The organism is Marinobacterium profundum, from assembly GCF_001528745.1.
Lineage (GTDB): Bacteria > Pseudomonadota > Gammaproteobacteria > Pseudomonadales > Balneatricaceae > Marinobacterium_A > Marinobacterium_A profundum.
This window is the reverse complement of record NZ_BCNS01000124.1, coordinates 64,955-81,111: the sequence shown is the minus strand read 5'-3', so window position 1 is coordinate 81,111 and position 16,157 is coordinate 64,955. Positions and strand designations below refer to the sequence as shown.

The window sequence follows — 16,157 nt, the reverse complement described above, 5'->3', positions numbered from 1 at the left end:
TCCGATATATTCCCGCCTTCCCATCGCTGATAGTGTCCTCAGCGCATGCACCAAACCCTAATACGGTTACAAGCTTTCCACCGGCACGCCATCCGGATTACGTATCTCGGCGACAAAATCGTAGGCATCACCTGGAAACCAGGAACGGGTGAATTCCACCGGGGTATCGTCGGCCAGCAGGCCCAGACGCTCGATATAGAGTACGGCGCTGTTGACGGGGATGCCGAGGTGGGCGGCGCGGGTTTCGTCGATGGAGATGGCGCGCAGCCGCTGCAGTGCCTTGACCGGGCGCAGGCCCAGTTCCGACATCACCTGATAGAGCGAATCCTTGATGGCGAAGGGGTTGTCGAGAAAGCGGCGTGGAATGGCGGCCATTTCAAGCCCCATGGGTTGATCGTCTACGGTGCGCAGGCGATGAAAGCGCACCACCTCGTCATCAGGGCCCAGCTTTAGCGCCCGCTGTTCCTCGTCACTGGCCAGGCCCAGGGAGCGGTCGAGCCATTTGGAACCTGGGTTGCGACCACGCTCGCGCATGACTTCGGAAAAGCTTTTGAGAAAATTCAGCGGCTGCTCCACGCGATCGCTGACAAAGGTACCCACGCCCTGGCGCTGCACCAGCAGGCCCTCGGTGACCAGGTCATCAATGGCGCGTCGCACAGTCACGCGGGAGACGTTCATGCTGCTGGCGATTTCCCGCTCCGGCGGTATGGCCTCGCCATATTGCAGCTGGCCATTGTGAATGGCATCGCGGATGCGTTGCTGCAGTTGCAGATACAAAGGTTTGGCGACCCGCGAGCTTTCCACGGGGGCGTCGAAGATGCTGTGAATGAGGCTGTCTGTCTTGTCCATGGCTGATCCTGTACCGCAACAAAGCCCGCGCCTATCTGCAGATAGGCACGGGCGGATTCCTTAAAGTGCTTCCTGACCCACGGCCTTGAGCTCTGCCAGCTGTGCGGTTGAATGCACATTGCCGGGCTTGAGTCTGCGCAGCGCACGGTCGTTGCTGTCAAACACGTGGGCGTTATGGGGGGCGAAGGATACCTCTATATGCTCGCAAGTGGTAACGGTGCTCTCGCCGCTGCCGCGTACAACCATCTCGGTGTCATCGCTCAGGGTCATGTAGATAAAGCTGGCCTCGCCCAGGCGCTCCACCAGACTAACCTCACCACTGAGCGGGGTGCCGGCGTCGCTGCGCTCTTCGATGTGTTCGGGCCGCACGCCCAGGGTGACAGCGTCGCCGATCTTGAGATCGCCGGCCTCAACACAGGCACGGCTGCGACAGCCATTGCTGAGCTGAATCTCGATATGCTCGGGGCTTATTGCCGCAACCTTGCCCTCGATAAAGTTCATCTTGGGCGAGCCGATAAAGCCGCCTACAAAGCGGGTGGCGGGATGCTGGTAAAGTTCCAGCGGAGTGCCGCACTGTTCGACCCGGCCCTGGTTCATGACGACTATCTTGTCGCCCAGCGTCATGGCTTCCACCTGATCGTGGGTTACATAGATGATGGTGGCGCCGAGTTCTTTGTGCAGCTTGCCGATCTCGACCCGGGTTTTTACCCGCAGCGCAGCATCCAGGTTTGACAGTGGCTCATCGAACAAGAATACATTGGGGTCGCGCACTATGGCGCGGCCAATGGCGACACGCTGGCGCTGACCACCGGAGAGCTCGCGGGGCAGGCGCTCCAGCAGGTGATCGATATGCAGTATCTTGGCGGCGTCGCGCACCTTGGCGTCGATAAAGTCTTTGCCCTTGCCTGCAATCTTGAGGCCATAGGACATGTTCTTGAACACCGTCATATGGGGGTAGAGCGCGTAGGACTGAAACACCATGGCGATACCACGCTGCGACGGTGGCAGGCTGTTAACCTGCTGTTCGCCGATACAGAGCTCGCCGCTGCTGATATCTTCCAGGCCCGCAATCAGGCGCAGCAGGGTAGATTTGCCGCAGCCGGAGGCGCCGACCAGTACCACGAACTCGCCGTGCTTGATGTCCAGGTCGATACCGTGCAGAACCGGTGTATCGCCGTAGCTTTTCTTGATGTTGCTTAGTTTAACGTCAGCCATGATTAACCTCGTTTATTCTTGTGTGTCTGTATTGCCCGTATCACTTCACAGCCCCGGAGGTGAGGCCGCGAATCAGCTGACGGGAGAAAATCACGTAGAGCACCAGCACCGGTACTATGGCGAGCGTCAGGGATGACAACACCGCGTTCCAGTCGGTCACGTACTGGCCGATAAACTGCTGCACGCCAAGGGTAATGGTCTGGGTGCTTTCGCCGGGCGCCAGGATCAGCGGGAACCAGAGATCGTTCCAGATCGGGATCATGGTGAACACGGCCACCGTGGCCATGGCCGGGCGGATCAGCGGCAGGATAATGGTGAAGAAGATCTTGTACTCGCTGACGTTGTCGCAGCGCGCTGCTTCCTTCAGCTCCTTGGGCACCTGGCGGATAAACTCCGACAGGATGAACACCGCCAGCGGCAGCCCCTGGGCGATATACACCAGTACCAGGGCGGTGAGGGTGTTGACCAGGTCCAGGCTCGCCATAAGGTTAAGGATGCTCACGGTGCCCAGGCGGATGGGAATCATGATGCCCATGGCGATCAGGACCGCCAGAAAGAGGTTGCCGCGAAACTTGTACTCCGTCAGTGCCCAGGCCGCCATGGCGCCGAACAGCAGTACGAAGAACAGCGAGACCAGGGTCACGATCATGCTGTTGCCAAAATAGAGGCCGAAGTCGGCGCGCCCAAGCACCTGCTCGAAGCCTTCCAGGCTGAACGACTCCAGCGTAGGCAGGGCCAGCGGGTCCTTGAAGATGGCCTTGCGGCTCTTGAAGGCGTTGATGATGATCACCAGAATCGGGAAGAGCGCGATCACGGTGTAGGTCAGCAGAACCGCATGGGTCATGAGGGTCTTGCCGGTGTTATGTTTGAGGCCGGGCAGGCTAATCATTGTTGTTACCCCTCAGAGCTGAAAGCGTTTCATGCGACGCTGTACAACGAACAGATACAGCATCACACCCACCAGAATGATCAGGAACATCAGTGTTGCTACCGCAGCCCCCATGGTGATGCTGCCCGATTGCAGCTGGAAGCCGAAGAAGGTGCGGTAAAACAGCGTGCCCATGATGTCGCTGGAGAAGTTGGGGCCCGCCAGGGCGCCCTTCACGGCGTAGACCAGCTCAAAGGCATTGAAGTTGGCCACGAAGGTCAGGATCGATACCATGCCGATGGTGGGCAGTATCAGTGGCAGCTTGATGTTCCAGAAGGTCTGCCAGGCGTTGGAGCCGTCTACCACGCTGGCATCGATCAGGTCATCCGGAATGCTCAGCATGGCGGCGTAGATAAGCATCATCGGAATGCCGACGAACTGCCACACCGAAATCAGCGCCAGCGTTATGAGCGAGCTGGATTCCTTGCCCAGCCAGGCATCGAAATACTGCCCCAGGCCAATGCTGTACAGAAAGCCTTCGCTGATGCCCCAGATTGGGCTCAACAGCAGCTGCCAGACGAAGCCGATAATTACTACCGACAGCATGGTGGGCATGAAGATCAGGGTGCGATAGGTATTGCTCAGGCGCAGTCGTGGCGAGCTGAGCAGGGCGGCCAGAAAGAGCCCGATGGGGTTCTGTACCAGCATGTGAATGATAAAGAACTTGGTGTTGTTCCAGAGCGCGTTCCAGAACGGCTCGGACCAGGCGGCATCCAGCAGCAGGGTCTGGTAGTTGCTGATACCGGCGAAGAAACGCTGGCCGGTTGCGTCTTCCTGGAAAAGGCCGAGCCAGAGGGTGTCGAGCAGCGGATACACGCTGAAGGTCACGTAGATCAGCAGGCCCGGGGCCAGAAAGAACAGAATGTGCCACGGAAAGCGGCGCTGGATGGAGCTGGGGTGAGACATGGTTCAGTACCCGCCTTGAGGATTTGCTTTTTGTAGATAGCCGGTCGCCAGGGTGCATCCTTGCTGTGTGGGGCTCGCCGTTGCTGGCAAGCCCCGAGGAATCTTTACTGGTGCGGCTTGTACCACTGGGCCAAACCTGCCTCGACCTGCTTGGCCGCATCCTCTGCGCTCAGGGTGCCGTTAAGCACCTGGGTGCTGACGTTCCAGAGCTCGTTCTCCATGCTGGGCGTGCCGCGGGACAGAATCTGGTAGGAATTGCGAATAGTCTGCTCGCAACTCTCGCGCCAGCTGAGGAACTGCTGTGCCACAGGGTCCTTGATATCGATCTGGTGATTGGACAGCGAGAAGAAGCCCGGTAGCTGGTTGGAATAGAGCTCGGCAAAGTCTTTGCTCGCCATCCAGCTCAGGAAGGTACGGGCCGCTTCCTTGTTGGGGCTGGCGGCATTAATGCCCATGGCGATGTCGGTGTGATCGCTGATGTAGCAGTTCTCCTGGCCATCCGGCACCGGTGGGGCGAAGGCGGCGAACTCGAAGTCGGCCTGGTCATTAAAGGTCGGAATATCCCAGGAGCCCGCAGGATAAATAACGCCACGGCCCAGGGTAAACAGATTCTGGGAATCGGCATATTTCTGCGCCTCGTAGCCGCGACCCATATAGGGGCCCCACTTGGCCATTTGCTCCCATACCTGCACGTACTGCGGGTCGGTCAATTTCTCGCTGCCATCGATAAGGCCGCGGCGTCCGGCTTCACCTTTCCAGTAGTTGGGGCCAATATTCTGAAAGCCCATGGTGGCCGATTCCCACTGATCCGAGGTGCCCATAACGAGCGGTATGTAACGGCTCTCGCTCTTGATGGTGTCGAGCACCTCGAAGAACTCACTTTCGGTTTTGGGCACTTCCAGGTTCAGCTCCTCAAACAGCTCCTTGTTATAGATAAAGCCGTGAATAACCGAAGCCATGGGCAGGCAGAAGGTTTCCTTGCCGTCGTCGGTCACCCAGGCGCTGCGGGCAAATTCGGAGAAATTTTCCATACCGGCAAGGCCGCTGAGGCCCTCGAGGTTGCCCTTGGTATAGAGGCTGAGTGATACATCAAAGGGGCGGCAGGTGATCAGGTCACCGGCGGTGCCGCCCTGCAGCTTGGCCTGCAGCGCCGAGTTGTAGTCACTCGGGGGCGTGGGGGAGAACACCAGTTTTATTTCCGGGTGCTGCTGATTAAAGGCAGGGATGATGATGTCGTTCCAGATATTGCTGTCATCGTTGCGCCAGCTTTCTATTACCAGCTTTTCAGCTGACCAGACACCGACTGAGCTGGTGGCCAGCAGGAGACCAAGGGACAGGCCGCCAAGCCCTGTTGCGATAGCTTTGATGGGTGTGCTCATTGTTATTGTTCTCCGGGTTTAGTGTTGCAAGAGCCTTGTATTGGAGTGGTCGCTACCTCTACAGAGGTGGTGGCCGCTCAGGTGATACCAATGTAGACCATTAGCAATGCCAATGGCAATACCACTTAATAAATATAATGCGTTTAATGGTTATTTGTTGTCCGACTTCAGGCTTTTCTAAGAGCTAATGGTCTTTATTGTTGCGTCAAGGAAAAATAATGGTATTGTTGTGGTATTGCTTTCGTTATCGAGCTGGTGGACTTAAGTGCAGGCTGCAGGTCACGCGAGGGGCGAAGCGCAGGCTGATCCGCAATCAGGCAGGGTGCAACGCAGTTAAACGAAGCAGCTCTAACAACAATGCCAATAAGAGCCCCCCGGGGCTGGAGGAATGCTATGCAGGTAATCATTGCTGATTCAGCGCAGGAGGTGGCGCGTCTGGGTGCCGATCAGCTAAGTAGCTTGATGCACACCAGGCCCAGTGCGGTACTGGGGCTCGCCACCGGAAATACACCCATTGCACTTTATGAAGAACTTGTGCGGCGCTACCGCAGTGGCAGCCTGAGCTTTGCCGGCGCCCGTTCGTTCAATCTGGACGAATATGTCGGCCTGGCGCCGGAGCACCCCCAGAGCTATCGCTATTTTATGAATCAGTACCTGTTCAGTCAGATCGATATTGCGCTGGAAAATACCTGGGTGCCGGATGGCATGGCGGACCCGCAGACCGCTGGTGAGGCTTACGAAGCACAGATAGCAGCTGCGGGCGGCATTGATCTGCAGGTGCTGGGTATAGGCCGCAATGGTCATATTGGCTTTAACGAGCCGAGCTCAAGCCTGGGCTCAGGCACCCGGATAAAGACTCTGGCGCCTCAGACCCTGGTAGATAACAGTCGCTTCTTTGCTGCCGATGAGTTTCAGCCCAGTCTGGCAATCACCATGGGCATAGGTACAATTCTGCGCTCACGCAAGACCCTGCTGCTGGCAACGGGAGACGCCAAGGCCGAAGCGGTGCATGCAATGGTAGAAGGGCCCGTCACGGCCAGCTGTCCTGCGTCTGCGCTGCAGTTGCATCCTTGCGCAGTGGTGATTGTGGATCGAGCCGCCGGCGCGCGGCTGGAACACTGCGAGTATTACCAGCGTGTACGTGAAGAAACCGACCAGCTTAGAGCCCGCTAGCGGACATGGCTTATGGGTGTGGCGTAACAGCGGTTTAATAACGGATCAGAGGGCATGGCAAAGAGCATGAACGATAACGCGGTTTACCTGCTCGGCGCGGACGGCGGCGGCACTTCCTGCCGGGTGCGCCTGAGCACCATAGAGGGACAGATACTGGGCGAAGGGCGCTCGGGCAGTGCCAATGTGCGCCTGGGCGTGGACAAGGCTTACGCCGAGATCCTCAAGGCAACCGACGTTGCCCTCCATCAAGCCGGGCTCGACAGGTCGGTGTTGCCGCGCACCTATGCAGGCTTTGGTCTGGCGGGTGCCGTGGATGAAGCGCGCCGGGCCTCGGTACGCGACTTCCCCCATCCCTTTGCCGGTGTGGCCATCGAAACCGATGCCCATACCGCCTGCCTGGGTGCGCACGGCGGTGAAGCCGGCGGCATACTGATTCTGGGCACCGGTTCCTGCGGGGTTTATCAGAATGCCGGCCAATTCGACGTTATCGGCGGCTGGGGTTTTATGATCTCGGATCAGGGTAGCGGTGCCTGGCTGGGGCTGAACCTGGTGCGCGAGTCGATGCTGGCCCTGGACGCTGTTATCGAACAAACACCGCTGAGCAAGGCCGTGCTGGCGGGCTTCGGCAACAGCCACAGCCAGGTGCTGGACTGGTCCGAACAGGCGCGGCCGCGGGACTACGGTGCCTTTGCGCCGCTGGTGCTGCAGTTTGCCGCTGATCTGGATCCGCTGGCGCTGCGTCTGTTGCAGCAGTGCGGCGAAGACGCCGGCGCACTGCTGGGACGATTGCAGCGTCTCGGTGCCCAGCGGGTTTGCCTGATGGGGGGCTTGAGTGAGCCATTGCGGCCCTGGCTGCCGACAGTGCTGCTGCCGTTACTCTGTGCGCCTGTTGGTGATGCAATGGATGGTGCCCTGTTGCTGGCCCGTGGCCTGTTAAATGTGAGGAAATCCTGATGCAGTATGCGTTAATCAATGGCCGCATCTTTGATGGCGAACAGATGCTTGACGGCCGTGCTCTGTGGGTGCGAGACGGGCGTATTGAAGCGCTCACAAGCCCCGAACAGCTGCCCTCGGGTATCAGCACTCTGGATCTTGGCGGTCAGTTACTGGCGCCGGGTTTTATTGATACCCAGGTGAATGGCGGCGGTGGTGTGCTCTTTAACGACAGTCCGGATGTCGATGGCATTCGGGCAATAGGCCGTGCCCATAGGCGCTTTGGCACCACCGGCTTTCTGCCAACTCTGATCAGTGACAAGCGCGAAGTCATGACGGCTGCACTGAGTGCCACCCGGGAGGCGCTTGTCAGCGTGCCGGGTGTACTGGGTATTCATCTGGAAGGGCCCTTCCTCAACTTGCAACGCAAGGGTATTCATCCCGCCAGCATGATTCGCTCGCCAGAAGATGATGCTCTGGCGCTGCTGAGCAGCCTGAATTCAGAAGGGGTCACGCTGGTGACGCTGGCGCCGGAGCAGGTAAGCCCCGGGTTTATCCGCCATCTTGTTGAGGCAGGTATTGTGGTTGCTGCAGGACATACGCAGTCGAGCTATGCCCAGATGACCGAAGCACTGCGCCAGGGGGTGAGCGGTTTTACCCATCTGTTTAATGCCATGACGCCACTCACCAGCCGTGAGCCCGGCGTTGTAGGGGCAGCGCTGGAAGATACCAATAGTTGGTGTGGCCTGATTGTAGATAATCACCATGTACATGCCGCAACGCTGCGGATCGCCCTGCGCGCGAAAGCTGCCGGTAAAATGATGCTGGTAACCGATGCGGTTCAGTCAGTGGGGGTAGGCGGCCGTGAATTCGAACTCCTCGGTCAGTCGATTGTGCGGGAAAACGGCCGTGTCAGCTCGCCTGAAGGCACCCTGGCAGGATCGGATCTGGATATGGCTACTGCGGTACGCAACAGCGTGAACCTGCTTGGACAGTCGCTGGAGGAGAGTCTTCGCATGGCGTCACTTTATCCAGCTGAGTTTTTGCGCCTGGGGGATCGGTATGGCCGTATTCGTAAAGGCTACCAGGCGAGCCTGGTGCTATTGAACGAGCAGCTGGAAGTAGGGCCGACGTGGATAGATGGGAAGGCCGATATAGACTAATAGCCGCCTATGTTGGGCTTTTAATCATCTTAGCGATGGGGCTTAGGTAACTGATAAAAATCAGCGATGGATAATACCATATAGGTTTATACCGTTATCTACTGAGAGAATCTAACCTGTAAAAAGCTCGGTTAAACAACAGATAGGGAGCGCCTGCTAGTGAATTCCAACCGCAGAGTGCAACACTGCGTTCCTGAGGCAATGGGCAGATCTCAAGATCTTGGATCTGCCCGCTGCAGTACAGTCGATAAAAGCCGACTAATGGCGCTGCTTCATTTGCTGGAAATAGGCCTTTAATTCGTTCTCCGTAGGTTGGTGCCGAAACACCAGTTCACCGTCGATCAAAATATTGGGTGAGTGGCGAATATTATGACGACTGATCAGTTCCGGATGGTCTTCCAGGTAATTAACCTGATAACCAACCCCCAGATCCCGGAATTCTCTCTCTATATTGGCCACTGAAAAATCCGTTTTTGTTACGAGCAGCTGAACTCTCATGATGCTGTTTCCCGGCTTTAAGCCTTAAGGTGTTTCCCTGCAAAGTGATACCGACCACGGGCAAACGATGCCCGCATAGCTATAGAGCCCTGCAACGCGTAAAGGTGCACTAAGCTTTACTTAATTGGCCGCACCTGCGGCCTGGCTCCTATTTTTCAGACATGGATGTGCACCAAATAGCGTTCAGGGGGTGTTTATGTCTAGTTACCACTTAACCCAGTTAGATGGCGGTATCGTTGAGCTGGATGCATCTACCATCGACAGTTTCGCCGCATCCCTGCGCGGCGAATTAATCACTACTGATGCCGCACACTACGACTGGGCCCGTACGCTCTGGAATGCCATGATCGACAAACGTCCAGGGCTGATAGTTCGCTGTGCCGTACCGGCCGATGTGCGGGCGGCAATTGATTTTGCCAGACACAATAATTTGCTGATCTCGGTCCGCGGAGGTGGTCACAATATTGCCGGCAACGCTGTCTGCGAAGGCGGCCTTATGATCGATCTTGCGCCTATGCGCTGGGTTCGTGTCGATCCGACAGCCGCAACGGCCTGGGTTGGTGCCGGTGCGCTTCTGGGTGATGTTGACCAAGAGACCCTGGCCCACGGGCTCGTCGTGCCGCTGGGCATTAATTCGACCACCGGTATCGCGGGCCTGACACTTGGCGGGGGATTTGGCTGGTTGTCACGGCGCTTCGGGCTGGCCATTGATCACCTGCTATCAGCGGATGTTGTCGGTACCGATGGTCGGCTACTGCGGGCCAGTGAGCAGGATAATCCCGACCTTTTCTGGGCGCTGCGCGGTGGTGGCGGAAATTTTGGTATCGTCACGGCCTTCGAGTTTTCATTGCAGCCCGTTTTACCCGAAGTGGTGGCAGGTCTGATTGTATACCCGCTGAGTCAGGCCCGTGACGTACTGCAGCAGTATGGGGACTTCGCGGCAGAAGCTCCCGATAACCTCAGCGTTTGGGGTGTGATGCGAAAGGCACCGCCGCTGCCGTTTCTACCCGAAACGGTACATGGAACCGAGGTCCTGATACTTGCGCTTTGCTACAGTGGTAATCTGGACGATGCTGAAGCTTTCATTGATCCACTGCGCAGGCTGGGTACGCCATTGGGAGAGCATGTGGGCCGCCAACCATTCGTGGATTGGCAGTCTGCCTTTGATCCCCTGTTAACGCCAGGAGCGCGAAATTACTGGAAGTCCCATAACCTCGCATCACTGCCAGACGCGCTTATCGATACCCTGATTGAGTTTTGTCAGAAACTGCCATCAGATCAGACCGAGATCTTTATCGCACAGATGGGGGGAGCGACCAACAGGCTGGCGGTGGATGCGACGGCTTATCCGCACCGCGAGAATCAATTTATCATTAACGTTCACGGTCGCTGGAACTCAGTCAAAGATGATGAGCGCTGTATTAATTGGTGTCGGCAGTTGTTTGATGCTCTGGTGCCCCATGCCATGGGCGGCGTGTATGTCAACTTCATGACTGCCGACGAGCAGTACCGGGTAGGCGCAGCCTATGGTGCAAATCACCAGCGTCTGGCCAATCTCAAACAGAAGTATGATCCCGACAACCTTTTGCGCATGAACCAGAACATACCGCCCGTGGGCTAAAACGTCGCAGGCTGTCCAAAAAGGCTGCCGTAACAAGAGCCGGCTGATTTGGCTACACTTAGGTGCACATGTGGCTGTAACTGCATAACAATGGAAACCAATGCTCGCCTTTTAACGGCTATGCTGCGGATAAACAGGGCCCCCTGCAGGATTAAATGACAGGGCGAAAACGCTTTGAGGGAGATTTTTTATGTATCTGAAACACATCCGCATGCTTGTGCTGCTGCTCATGACTGCCCTGGTTGCGCCTATGAGCCTGGCAGATTCGCCTGGAGCCAGAACGATTGCGAACATTCTCTACAACTTCAATCATTTTCCTGCGGAGGCTGCACAGAAATCATTACTTAGAATTGCGGAGGATCCCGGCAGCAGTGAAGGGGAGAAGGTTCTCGCCCAGGCACTGGCCAGGACAGAACACAAGGTTAAAAGCGAAGATGCCGCCGCGCTGGAAAAGCTGCTCGAAAACGACAGCACCAGCGAGCAGATACGTACTCTGACGCGCATACTGCTGCAACTCAATCACAAGCCTTCTGATGAAGATATGGCAACAATCAAGGTGATGCTCTGAGCCATTAACTGTTCGCATTGGGCCTTAGTTCCAGCAAAATACTCGACGCAAGGCCCAGTGATGAAGCGTTCACGCTTCATCTGCCAAGCCACAGAGTTGATTTCGGCCGCCCCTGGGCGGCCGTTCTTTCGAAACACCCGAGACTGTACCTGCACCTGATTCGCCTGTAATATTTTCAATCAGTTACAAGCATATGGTCACCTTCTTTATGTCAAAGTCTGACGCCGTTGCGATTGATTACGTTGATAGCTTGCTGATCCATGCCGAGCAAAAAGGCTATGACGTTAACTCGTTACTGCGTTCCATCGGGCTGTCCCGTGCCGATTTGGAGGGACGGGAGGATTTCCCGGCCGAACAGTTTGGGCAGCTATACCAGCGCATGATGTGGCTGGTGCAGGACGAATCCTTTGGCATGCTCAGTGGCGGGCGCATGCCCAACGGCACCTTTCGCATGATGTGTTTCAGTGTTATCACCTGTGCCACGCTTGGCGAGGCGATACGCCGCTGCAGCCAGTTTTACGAGATCTGCAAGGGGCCTACGGTCAAGCCCCATATTGATATCGAGGGCAGCAATGCCGTGTTTCGCTACGTGGCGCTCAACTCCATGCCTGCCGATACCGTCAAGCGGCTGGTATCCAATGAAACCCCTGGGCTGATACGCTCGTCGCTGTCGATCTGGCATCACTTCATGAGCTGGATGCTGGGGTATCGTCTGCCGCTGGCAAAAGTCGGTTTTACCTTCGCACCACAACCTAATCTGAATGATTACCAGAACCTGTTTCAGTGTCCGCTTGAGTTTAACGGCCCGGAAAACTGCCTGGTGTTTCCGGCAGAGCAGCTTGAGATGCCGATGATGCAAAATGCTGAAACCCTGCGCAGCTTCCTGCGCACGGCACCTTATCAGCTGATGGTGATGGTGAACGGTGATCGCTCGGTCAGCGCCCAGGTACGTGGCCTTATAGGGCGGGATTTTAGCCGAACACCCCCCACCATCATTGCGGCGGCGAGCGCGTTGCACATGTCATCCAGAACTCTGCGGCGCCAACTTGAGCGCGAGGGCACGACCTATCAGGCGCTGAAGGACCAAAGTCGCTTCGCCGCTGCCCAGGAATACCTGAACTACCCCGATATCAGCGTGCAGGAAGTCGCGGCCATGCTCGGCTTTACGGAGCCCAGTGCCTTTGTGCGCGCCTTTCGAAAATGGAGCGGCGTGACGCCGGCAGTTTATCGCCACAGCCACCGCGCAGGGGCAGGCGAGCCCAGCTCTGTTACATCTTGATACCGCGTTTTCGCGCATCTGTTGAAGGCGCTTTCGTGACGCTTAAGGTCAGTCTGCATGGCTCATCCGCACCGCACTACCTAGGAGGCTGTCCGAGAATGGGCGAGCATAAGTTATAATGGCATCCGCCCCTCAAGGAAGACCTCGAGTATCGCTATGCAGTCGCCTCCGTTTAAGGACAGTCCGGTTGAAGTGAACCAGCATCTTCTGTTCCCCAGCAACATCTTTGATTTGTTGGCTGAGGATCATGACTGCTTTCTCTATGAGGACATTTTCAAGCTGCTCGACACGAGTACAATCGAGCCGCAGTACAGTCACCTCGGACAAAGAGCCTTTCATCCTCGCGTCCTCGTCGCCATCCTGATCTATGCGTACAGCCATGGCGTGTTTAGCTCACGTGATATTCAGCGGCACTGTCGGCAGGATCTGGCCTTCATGTATATCGCGCAGATGCAGTGCCCCGACTTTCGCGTGCTCAGCGATTTTCGCAAGAAGCACGCGGTGTTTTTCCACGACTGCTTTCGCCAAAGCGTCCAGCTGGCTCTGGCGTTGAAGCTGGCCTCATTCGGGCATATCAGCCTCGACGGCTCAAAATTCAAGGCCAATACCTCCAGGCACAAGGCGATGAGCTATCAGCACCTGAGGGAGCAAGATGCGGTATTGACGACCCAGATAGCGGATCTCGTTCGCCAGGCTGAGCGCTGCGACGACGCGGAAAATCGGGCCTATCAGCAACAAACCGGCTACGAGATAGCGGATGACCTGAAGCACAAACAGCAACGTCAGCAGAAGATCCGGGCGGCAAAAAAGGCCCTGGAACAGCGCGAAGAAGCCCTTAATCCGGGCCAGGCGATCGACGGCAAGAAGCAAATCAGCTTTGCCGACACCGATGCCCGCATCATGGGCAAAAAGGGGCACTTTCAATACAGCTACAATGGCCAGGTCAGCGTTGACAGTGACAACCAAATCATTCTGGGACAGCACCTGAGCCAGAACGCCAATGACATCCAGGAAGTCGCCCCGGCCCTGGAGGCCCTCAGTGCCGCCACCGGCGGTCAACTGCCAGACAAGATGAGTGTCGACAATGGCTATATGTCGGGGTCGAACCTGGAGGCGCTGGAGAATGCGCAGATCGACGCCTATATCGCCACCGACAGAGGCGAAAAGCCATGCCCTACACCGCTGGATACCTCGGCGCGGAAACTCGTCAAGGCCGATTTTGACTATCATCCGGAAACCGATCACTTCAGCTGTCCCGGTGGCGCCGTGCTGGTTCTGAAGCAGCATAGCCGCGATGGCCGAAAGTTCTATCAAGCCGCGGCCGCCGACTGTACGGCCTGTGCCTTCCAGGGGCGCTGCTGCCAATCCCGCCAAGGTAAAGGGCGCACGATCAGCACCGATGACAAAGAGCCTTTGCGACAGCAGATGAATGAAAAAATGGCTTCGAGCGAGGGCAAAGAGATCTATAAAAAGCGCAAAACCATCGTGGAACCGGTATTCGGTCAGATCAAGAACCTTGGCTTTAAGGGCTTTAGCGTCCGAGGCCTTGTGAAGGCGGCGGGAGAATTTGCCCTGATGTGCGCGACCCATAACCTCAAAAAAATGGTCAAAGCGATGGCGACAGGATTGGTGCGCCCGAAACGTGGAAACTTAGTCCCCAATCCGGTCTGAAGGGCTGGATTGGGGCTGAAAACAAGTAACTGAGGCATAAAAAAGCGGATAGCGATGTTCTTGGATGCCTTTTAGTTGACCGCAGCTCGCCTTCGGATAGCCAAGTGGTCATTTATTGGTCGCAGTGGTGGCTGGTAGGGCATTCTCGGACAGCCTCCTAGGAGGCTGTCCGACAATACTCAACCTACTGCGAGCCACCTGAGTTTGCTCATGGGCTACTGATAAGAAGAAACACAATGACACGGACATACCCAGTCTGGGCGACGCAGGTCTTGGGTGACGTTATAATGCCGCCGGCCTGGGCTTAAGAAGCTGATAGCCAGGTGCTGATGTTCAATGCTGAAAGCGGGTAGGCGAGTACTGATGTTCAATGCTGACACTGTGGTGATACTGGATTTCGAGACCACGGGGCTTTCGCCCGACGGTGGCGACCGGGCCATAGAAATTGGTGCCGTGCGACTGGAAAATGGCCAGGTTACGGGGCGTTTTCAGGAGCTGATGAATCCTGGCCAGCGCGTCAGTGGTTTTATTGAAAGCTATACCGGTATCAGTAACGAAATGCTGGCTAGCGCCGCCGGTAACGCTGAGGTTATGGCGCGTTTCGCCGATTTTATCGGCGATTTTAATCTGGTCGCACACAACGCCTCCTTCGACAAACGCTTTCTGGATGCTGAATTTGGCCGTATCGGCCGGCGTTATCCAGGGCAGTTTGCCTGCTCCATGTTGCTGGCCCGCAGGCTGTTTCAGGCAGCACCGGACTACAAACTGGGTACCCTGGTGCGTTATGCCAATATTCCGGTCGAAGGCGTTTTTCACCGCGCCCTCTACGATTCCGAGATGACCGCAAAGCTCTGGCTGGCGATGCTGTCCGAGCTGTCGGGCCGCTGTCGGCTGGGTGAAATTCCGTTTGAGCTGCTGTACAAGATCAGCAAAATGCCGAAAAAAACCGTTCCAGGATTCATTGCTGCGCTTTAGCCTGTATTTACCGTCGTTTTTCTCCCTGCTGACTATCGCTTTTCCACTCTGTGGCTATACTTTTGCTGCACTTGCGTAATAGATGTGGACATACTCAGTATGTCCGCGCCTGTCGGGCAAGTTTCCGGCGACTGCTGTTCCGGTCAGGAAGACGCCGTTCCCTTGATAACAGGAGTGTCAAACAGTGAAAATCCTTGTAAAGAAAAGTCAGGCGAAAGAGCCTTATACCTTCTCCTTCCTGGGTGCGGACGGGTCTTCTGTCGTGCGCAGTGAAAACTATGCCGTTAAGAAAAGCTGTATGAACGGCATCGAGTCGGTCCGCAAAAATAGCCAGGCCGAAGGCCGCTATGATCTGGCAGAGTCCAAGAACGGAAAATTCTTTTTTAACCTGAAAGCCACCAATGGTCAGGTGGTGGCGACCAGCAGTCTGTTCGCATCGGTGGCGCTGCGCAGTGAAGCCATGGCGTTTCTGAAGGCCCATGCCCCCGCCATGCCTGTCGAAGAGGTCGATGCCGACTGAATCGGCAGATACGAATAGATGTTATGGCGAGTCCGGCAGCAGCCGGGCGGCGAAATCAGGGCAAGGGGATAGAACAATGAGTGAATTGATTCAACAACTCGTCAGCGCGGCGGGTGTCACTGAAGGTCAGGCCGAAGGTGGCAGTGGCCTGTTGCTTAAGTTATTGCAGGACAAGCTGTCGGCTGGCGATTTCTCCCAACTGTCGGCAATTATTCCCAATGCCTCAGGTCTGCTGGAGGCCGCGCCCGATTCTGGCGGTGGTGGTTTGATGGGCGTCCTCGGCGGCCTGGTATCGAGTTTTGGTGGCGGCAAGCTTGGCGATCTTGCGGGGCTGGCGGCGGGCTTCTCCAAGCTGGGGCTGAATGCCGACATGATCAGCCAGTTCTCCAGCGTGTTGCTCAATTACATCCAGAGCCAGGGTGGCGAGGGCGTAGCGGCGCTGGTGAAAAAAGCCCTCGGACAGTAGCTCACAGGCGTAG

At 56.6% G+C, this 16,157-nt stretch carries 16 protein-coding genes; 10 read left to right on the top strand and 6 right to left on the bottom strand.

Features of this window, described 5'->3' with window-relative positions:
- Nucleotides 1–66: 66 nt before the first annotated feature.
- The 5 genes from MPRO_RS13810 to MPRO_RS13790 all read right to left on the bottom strand — a co-directional run bounded on the left by MPRO_RS13810 (nt 67) and on the right by MPRO_RS13790 (nt 5,277).
- On the bottom strand, nt 67–849 hold the full coding sequence (locus tag MPRO_RS13810) for a GntR family transcriptional regulator (RefSeq protein ID WP_067293577.1): 783 nt from the start codon (nt 847–849) through the stop codon (nt 67–69).
- A gap of 60 nt (nt 850–909) precedes the next feature.
- Nucleotides 910–2,064: an ABC transporter ATP-binding protein gene (locus tag MPRO_RS13805; protein WP_067293573.1), complete on the bottom strand. Its 1,155-nt coding sequence runs from the start codon at nt 2,062–2,064 to the stop codon at nt 910–912.
- Nucleotides 2,065–2,104: 40 nt separating this feature from the next.
- Nucleotides 2,105–2,953, bottom strand: coding sequence for a carbohydrate ABC transporter permease (locus MPRO_RS13800; RefSeq protein WP_067293571.1), 849 nt, complete (start codon nt 2,951–2,953; stop codon nt 2,105–2,107).
- A 12-nt stretch (nt 2,954–2,965) separates the two neighbouring features.
- Nucleotides 2,966–3,898: a carbohydrate ABC transporter permease gene (locus tag MPRO_RS13795; protein ID WP_067293570.1), complete on the bottom strand. Its 933-nt coding sequence runs from the start codon at nt 3,896–3,898 to the stop codon at nt 2,966–2,968.
- A gap of 104 nt (nt 3,899–4,002) precedes the next feature.
- The gene (locus MPRO_RS13790) at nt 4,003–5,277 is read right to left on the bottom strand and encodes an ABC transporter substrate-binding protein (RefSeq protein ID WP_067293567.1); all 1,275 of its coding nucleotides are present in this window, start codon (nt 5,275–5,277) and stop codon (nt 4,003–4,005) included.
- Nucleotides 5,278–5,670: 393 nt separating this feature from the next.
- Here MPRO_RS13790 and nagB point away from each other — a divergent pair, with 393 nt between their 5' ends.
- Genes nagB through nagA form a run of 3 tightly spaced genes read left to right on the top strand, consistent with a single transcriptional unit; the run spans nt 5,671 to nt 8,546 of the window.
- Nucleotides 5,671–6,450 (top strand): glucosamine-6-phosphate deaminase, encoded by a 780-nt coding sequence (gene nagB, locus MPRO_RS13785; RefSeq protein ID WP_067293564.1) that lies wholly within the window; start codon nt 5,671–5,673, stop codon nt 6,448–6,450.
- Nucleotides 6,451–6,504: 54 nt separating this feature from the next.
- Entirely contained in the window at nt 6,505–7,404 is a 900-nt protein-coding gene (locus MPRO_RS13780) for a glucosamine kinase nucleotide-binding domain-containing protein (RefSeq protein WP_245635096.1), read from the top strand.
- On the top strand, nt 7,404–8,546 hold the full coding sequence (gene nagA, locus MPRO_RS13775) for an N-acetylglucosamine-6-phosphate deacetylase (protein ID WP_067293561.1): 1,143 nt from the start codon (nt 7,404–7,406) through the stop codon (nt 8,544–8,546). Before MPRO_RS13780 ends, nagA begins: the two co-directional genes overlap by 1 nt.
- A gap of 258 nt (nt 8,547–8,804) precedes the next feature.
- Here the strand turns inward: nagA and MPRO_RS13770 are convergent, their stop codons facing one another.
- Nucleotides 8,805–9,044: a thioredoxin domain-containing protein gene (locus MPRO_RS13770; protein ID WP_067293558.1), complete on the bottom strand. Its 240-nt coding sequence runs from the start codon at nt 9,042–9,044 to the stop codon at nt 8,805–8,807.
- 196 nt (nt 9,045–9,240) lie between these two features.
- Here MPRO_RS13770 and MPRO_RS13765 point away from each other — a divergent pair, with 196 nt between their 5' ends.
- The 7 genes from MPRO_RS13765 (at nt 9,241) to MPRO_RS13735 (ending at nt 16,144) form a co-directional block, all read left to right on the top strand.
- Entirely contained in the window at nt 9,241–10,665 is a 1,425-nt protein-coding gene (locus MPRO_RS13765; RefSeq protein ID WP_067293554.1) for an FAD-binding oxidoreductase, read from the top strand.
- Between the two features lie 190 nt (nt 10,666–10,855).
- Entirely contained in the window at nt 10,856–11,233 is a 378-nt protein-coding gene (locus MPRO_RS13760; protein WP_067293552.1) for a hypothetical protein, read from the top strand.
- A gap of 208 nt (nt 11,234–11,441) precedes the next feature.
- Nucleotides 11,442–12,512: an AraC family transcriptional regulator gene (locus MPRO_RS13755; protein ID WP_067293684.1), complete on the top strand. Its 1,071-nt coding sequence runs from the start codon at nt 11,442–11,444 to the stop codon at nt 12,510–12,512.
- A 156-nt stretch (nt 12,513–12,668) separates the two neighbouring features.
- Nucleotides 12,669–14,183 (top strand): IS1182 family transposase, encoded by a 1,515-nt coding sequence (locus tag MPRO_RS13750; RefSeq protein ID WP_067293549.1) that lies wholly within the window; start codon nt 12,669–12,671, stop codon nt 14,181–14,183.
- A 363-nt stretch (nt 14,184–14,546) separates the two neighbouring features.
- A complete protein-coding gene (locus MPRO_RS13745; protein WP_067293681.1) occupies nt 14,547–15,158 on the top strand; it encodes a 3'-5' exonuclease in 612 nt (203 codons plus the stop codon).
- Between the two features lie 184 nt (nt 15,159–15,342).
- Nucleotides 15,343–15,678: a YegP family protein gene (locus MPRO_RS13740; RefSeq protein WP_067293546.1), complete on the top strand. Its 336-nt coding sequence runs from the start codon at nt 15,343–15,345 to the stop codon at nt 15,676–15,678.
- A complete protein-coding gene (locus MPRO_RS13735) occupies nt 15,638–16,144 on the top strand; it encodes a DUF2780 domain-containing protein (RefSeq protein WP_369406733.1) in 507 nt (168 codons plus the stop codon). Before MPRO_RS13740 ends, MPRO_RS13735 begins: the two co-directional genes overlap by 41 nt.
- The last annotated feature ends 13 nt before the right edge of the window (nt 16,145–16,157 follow it).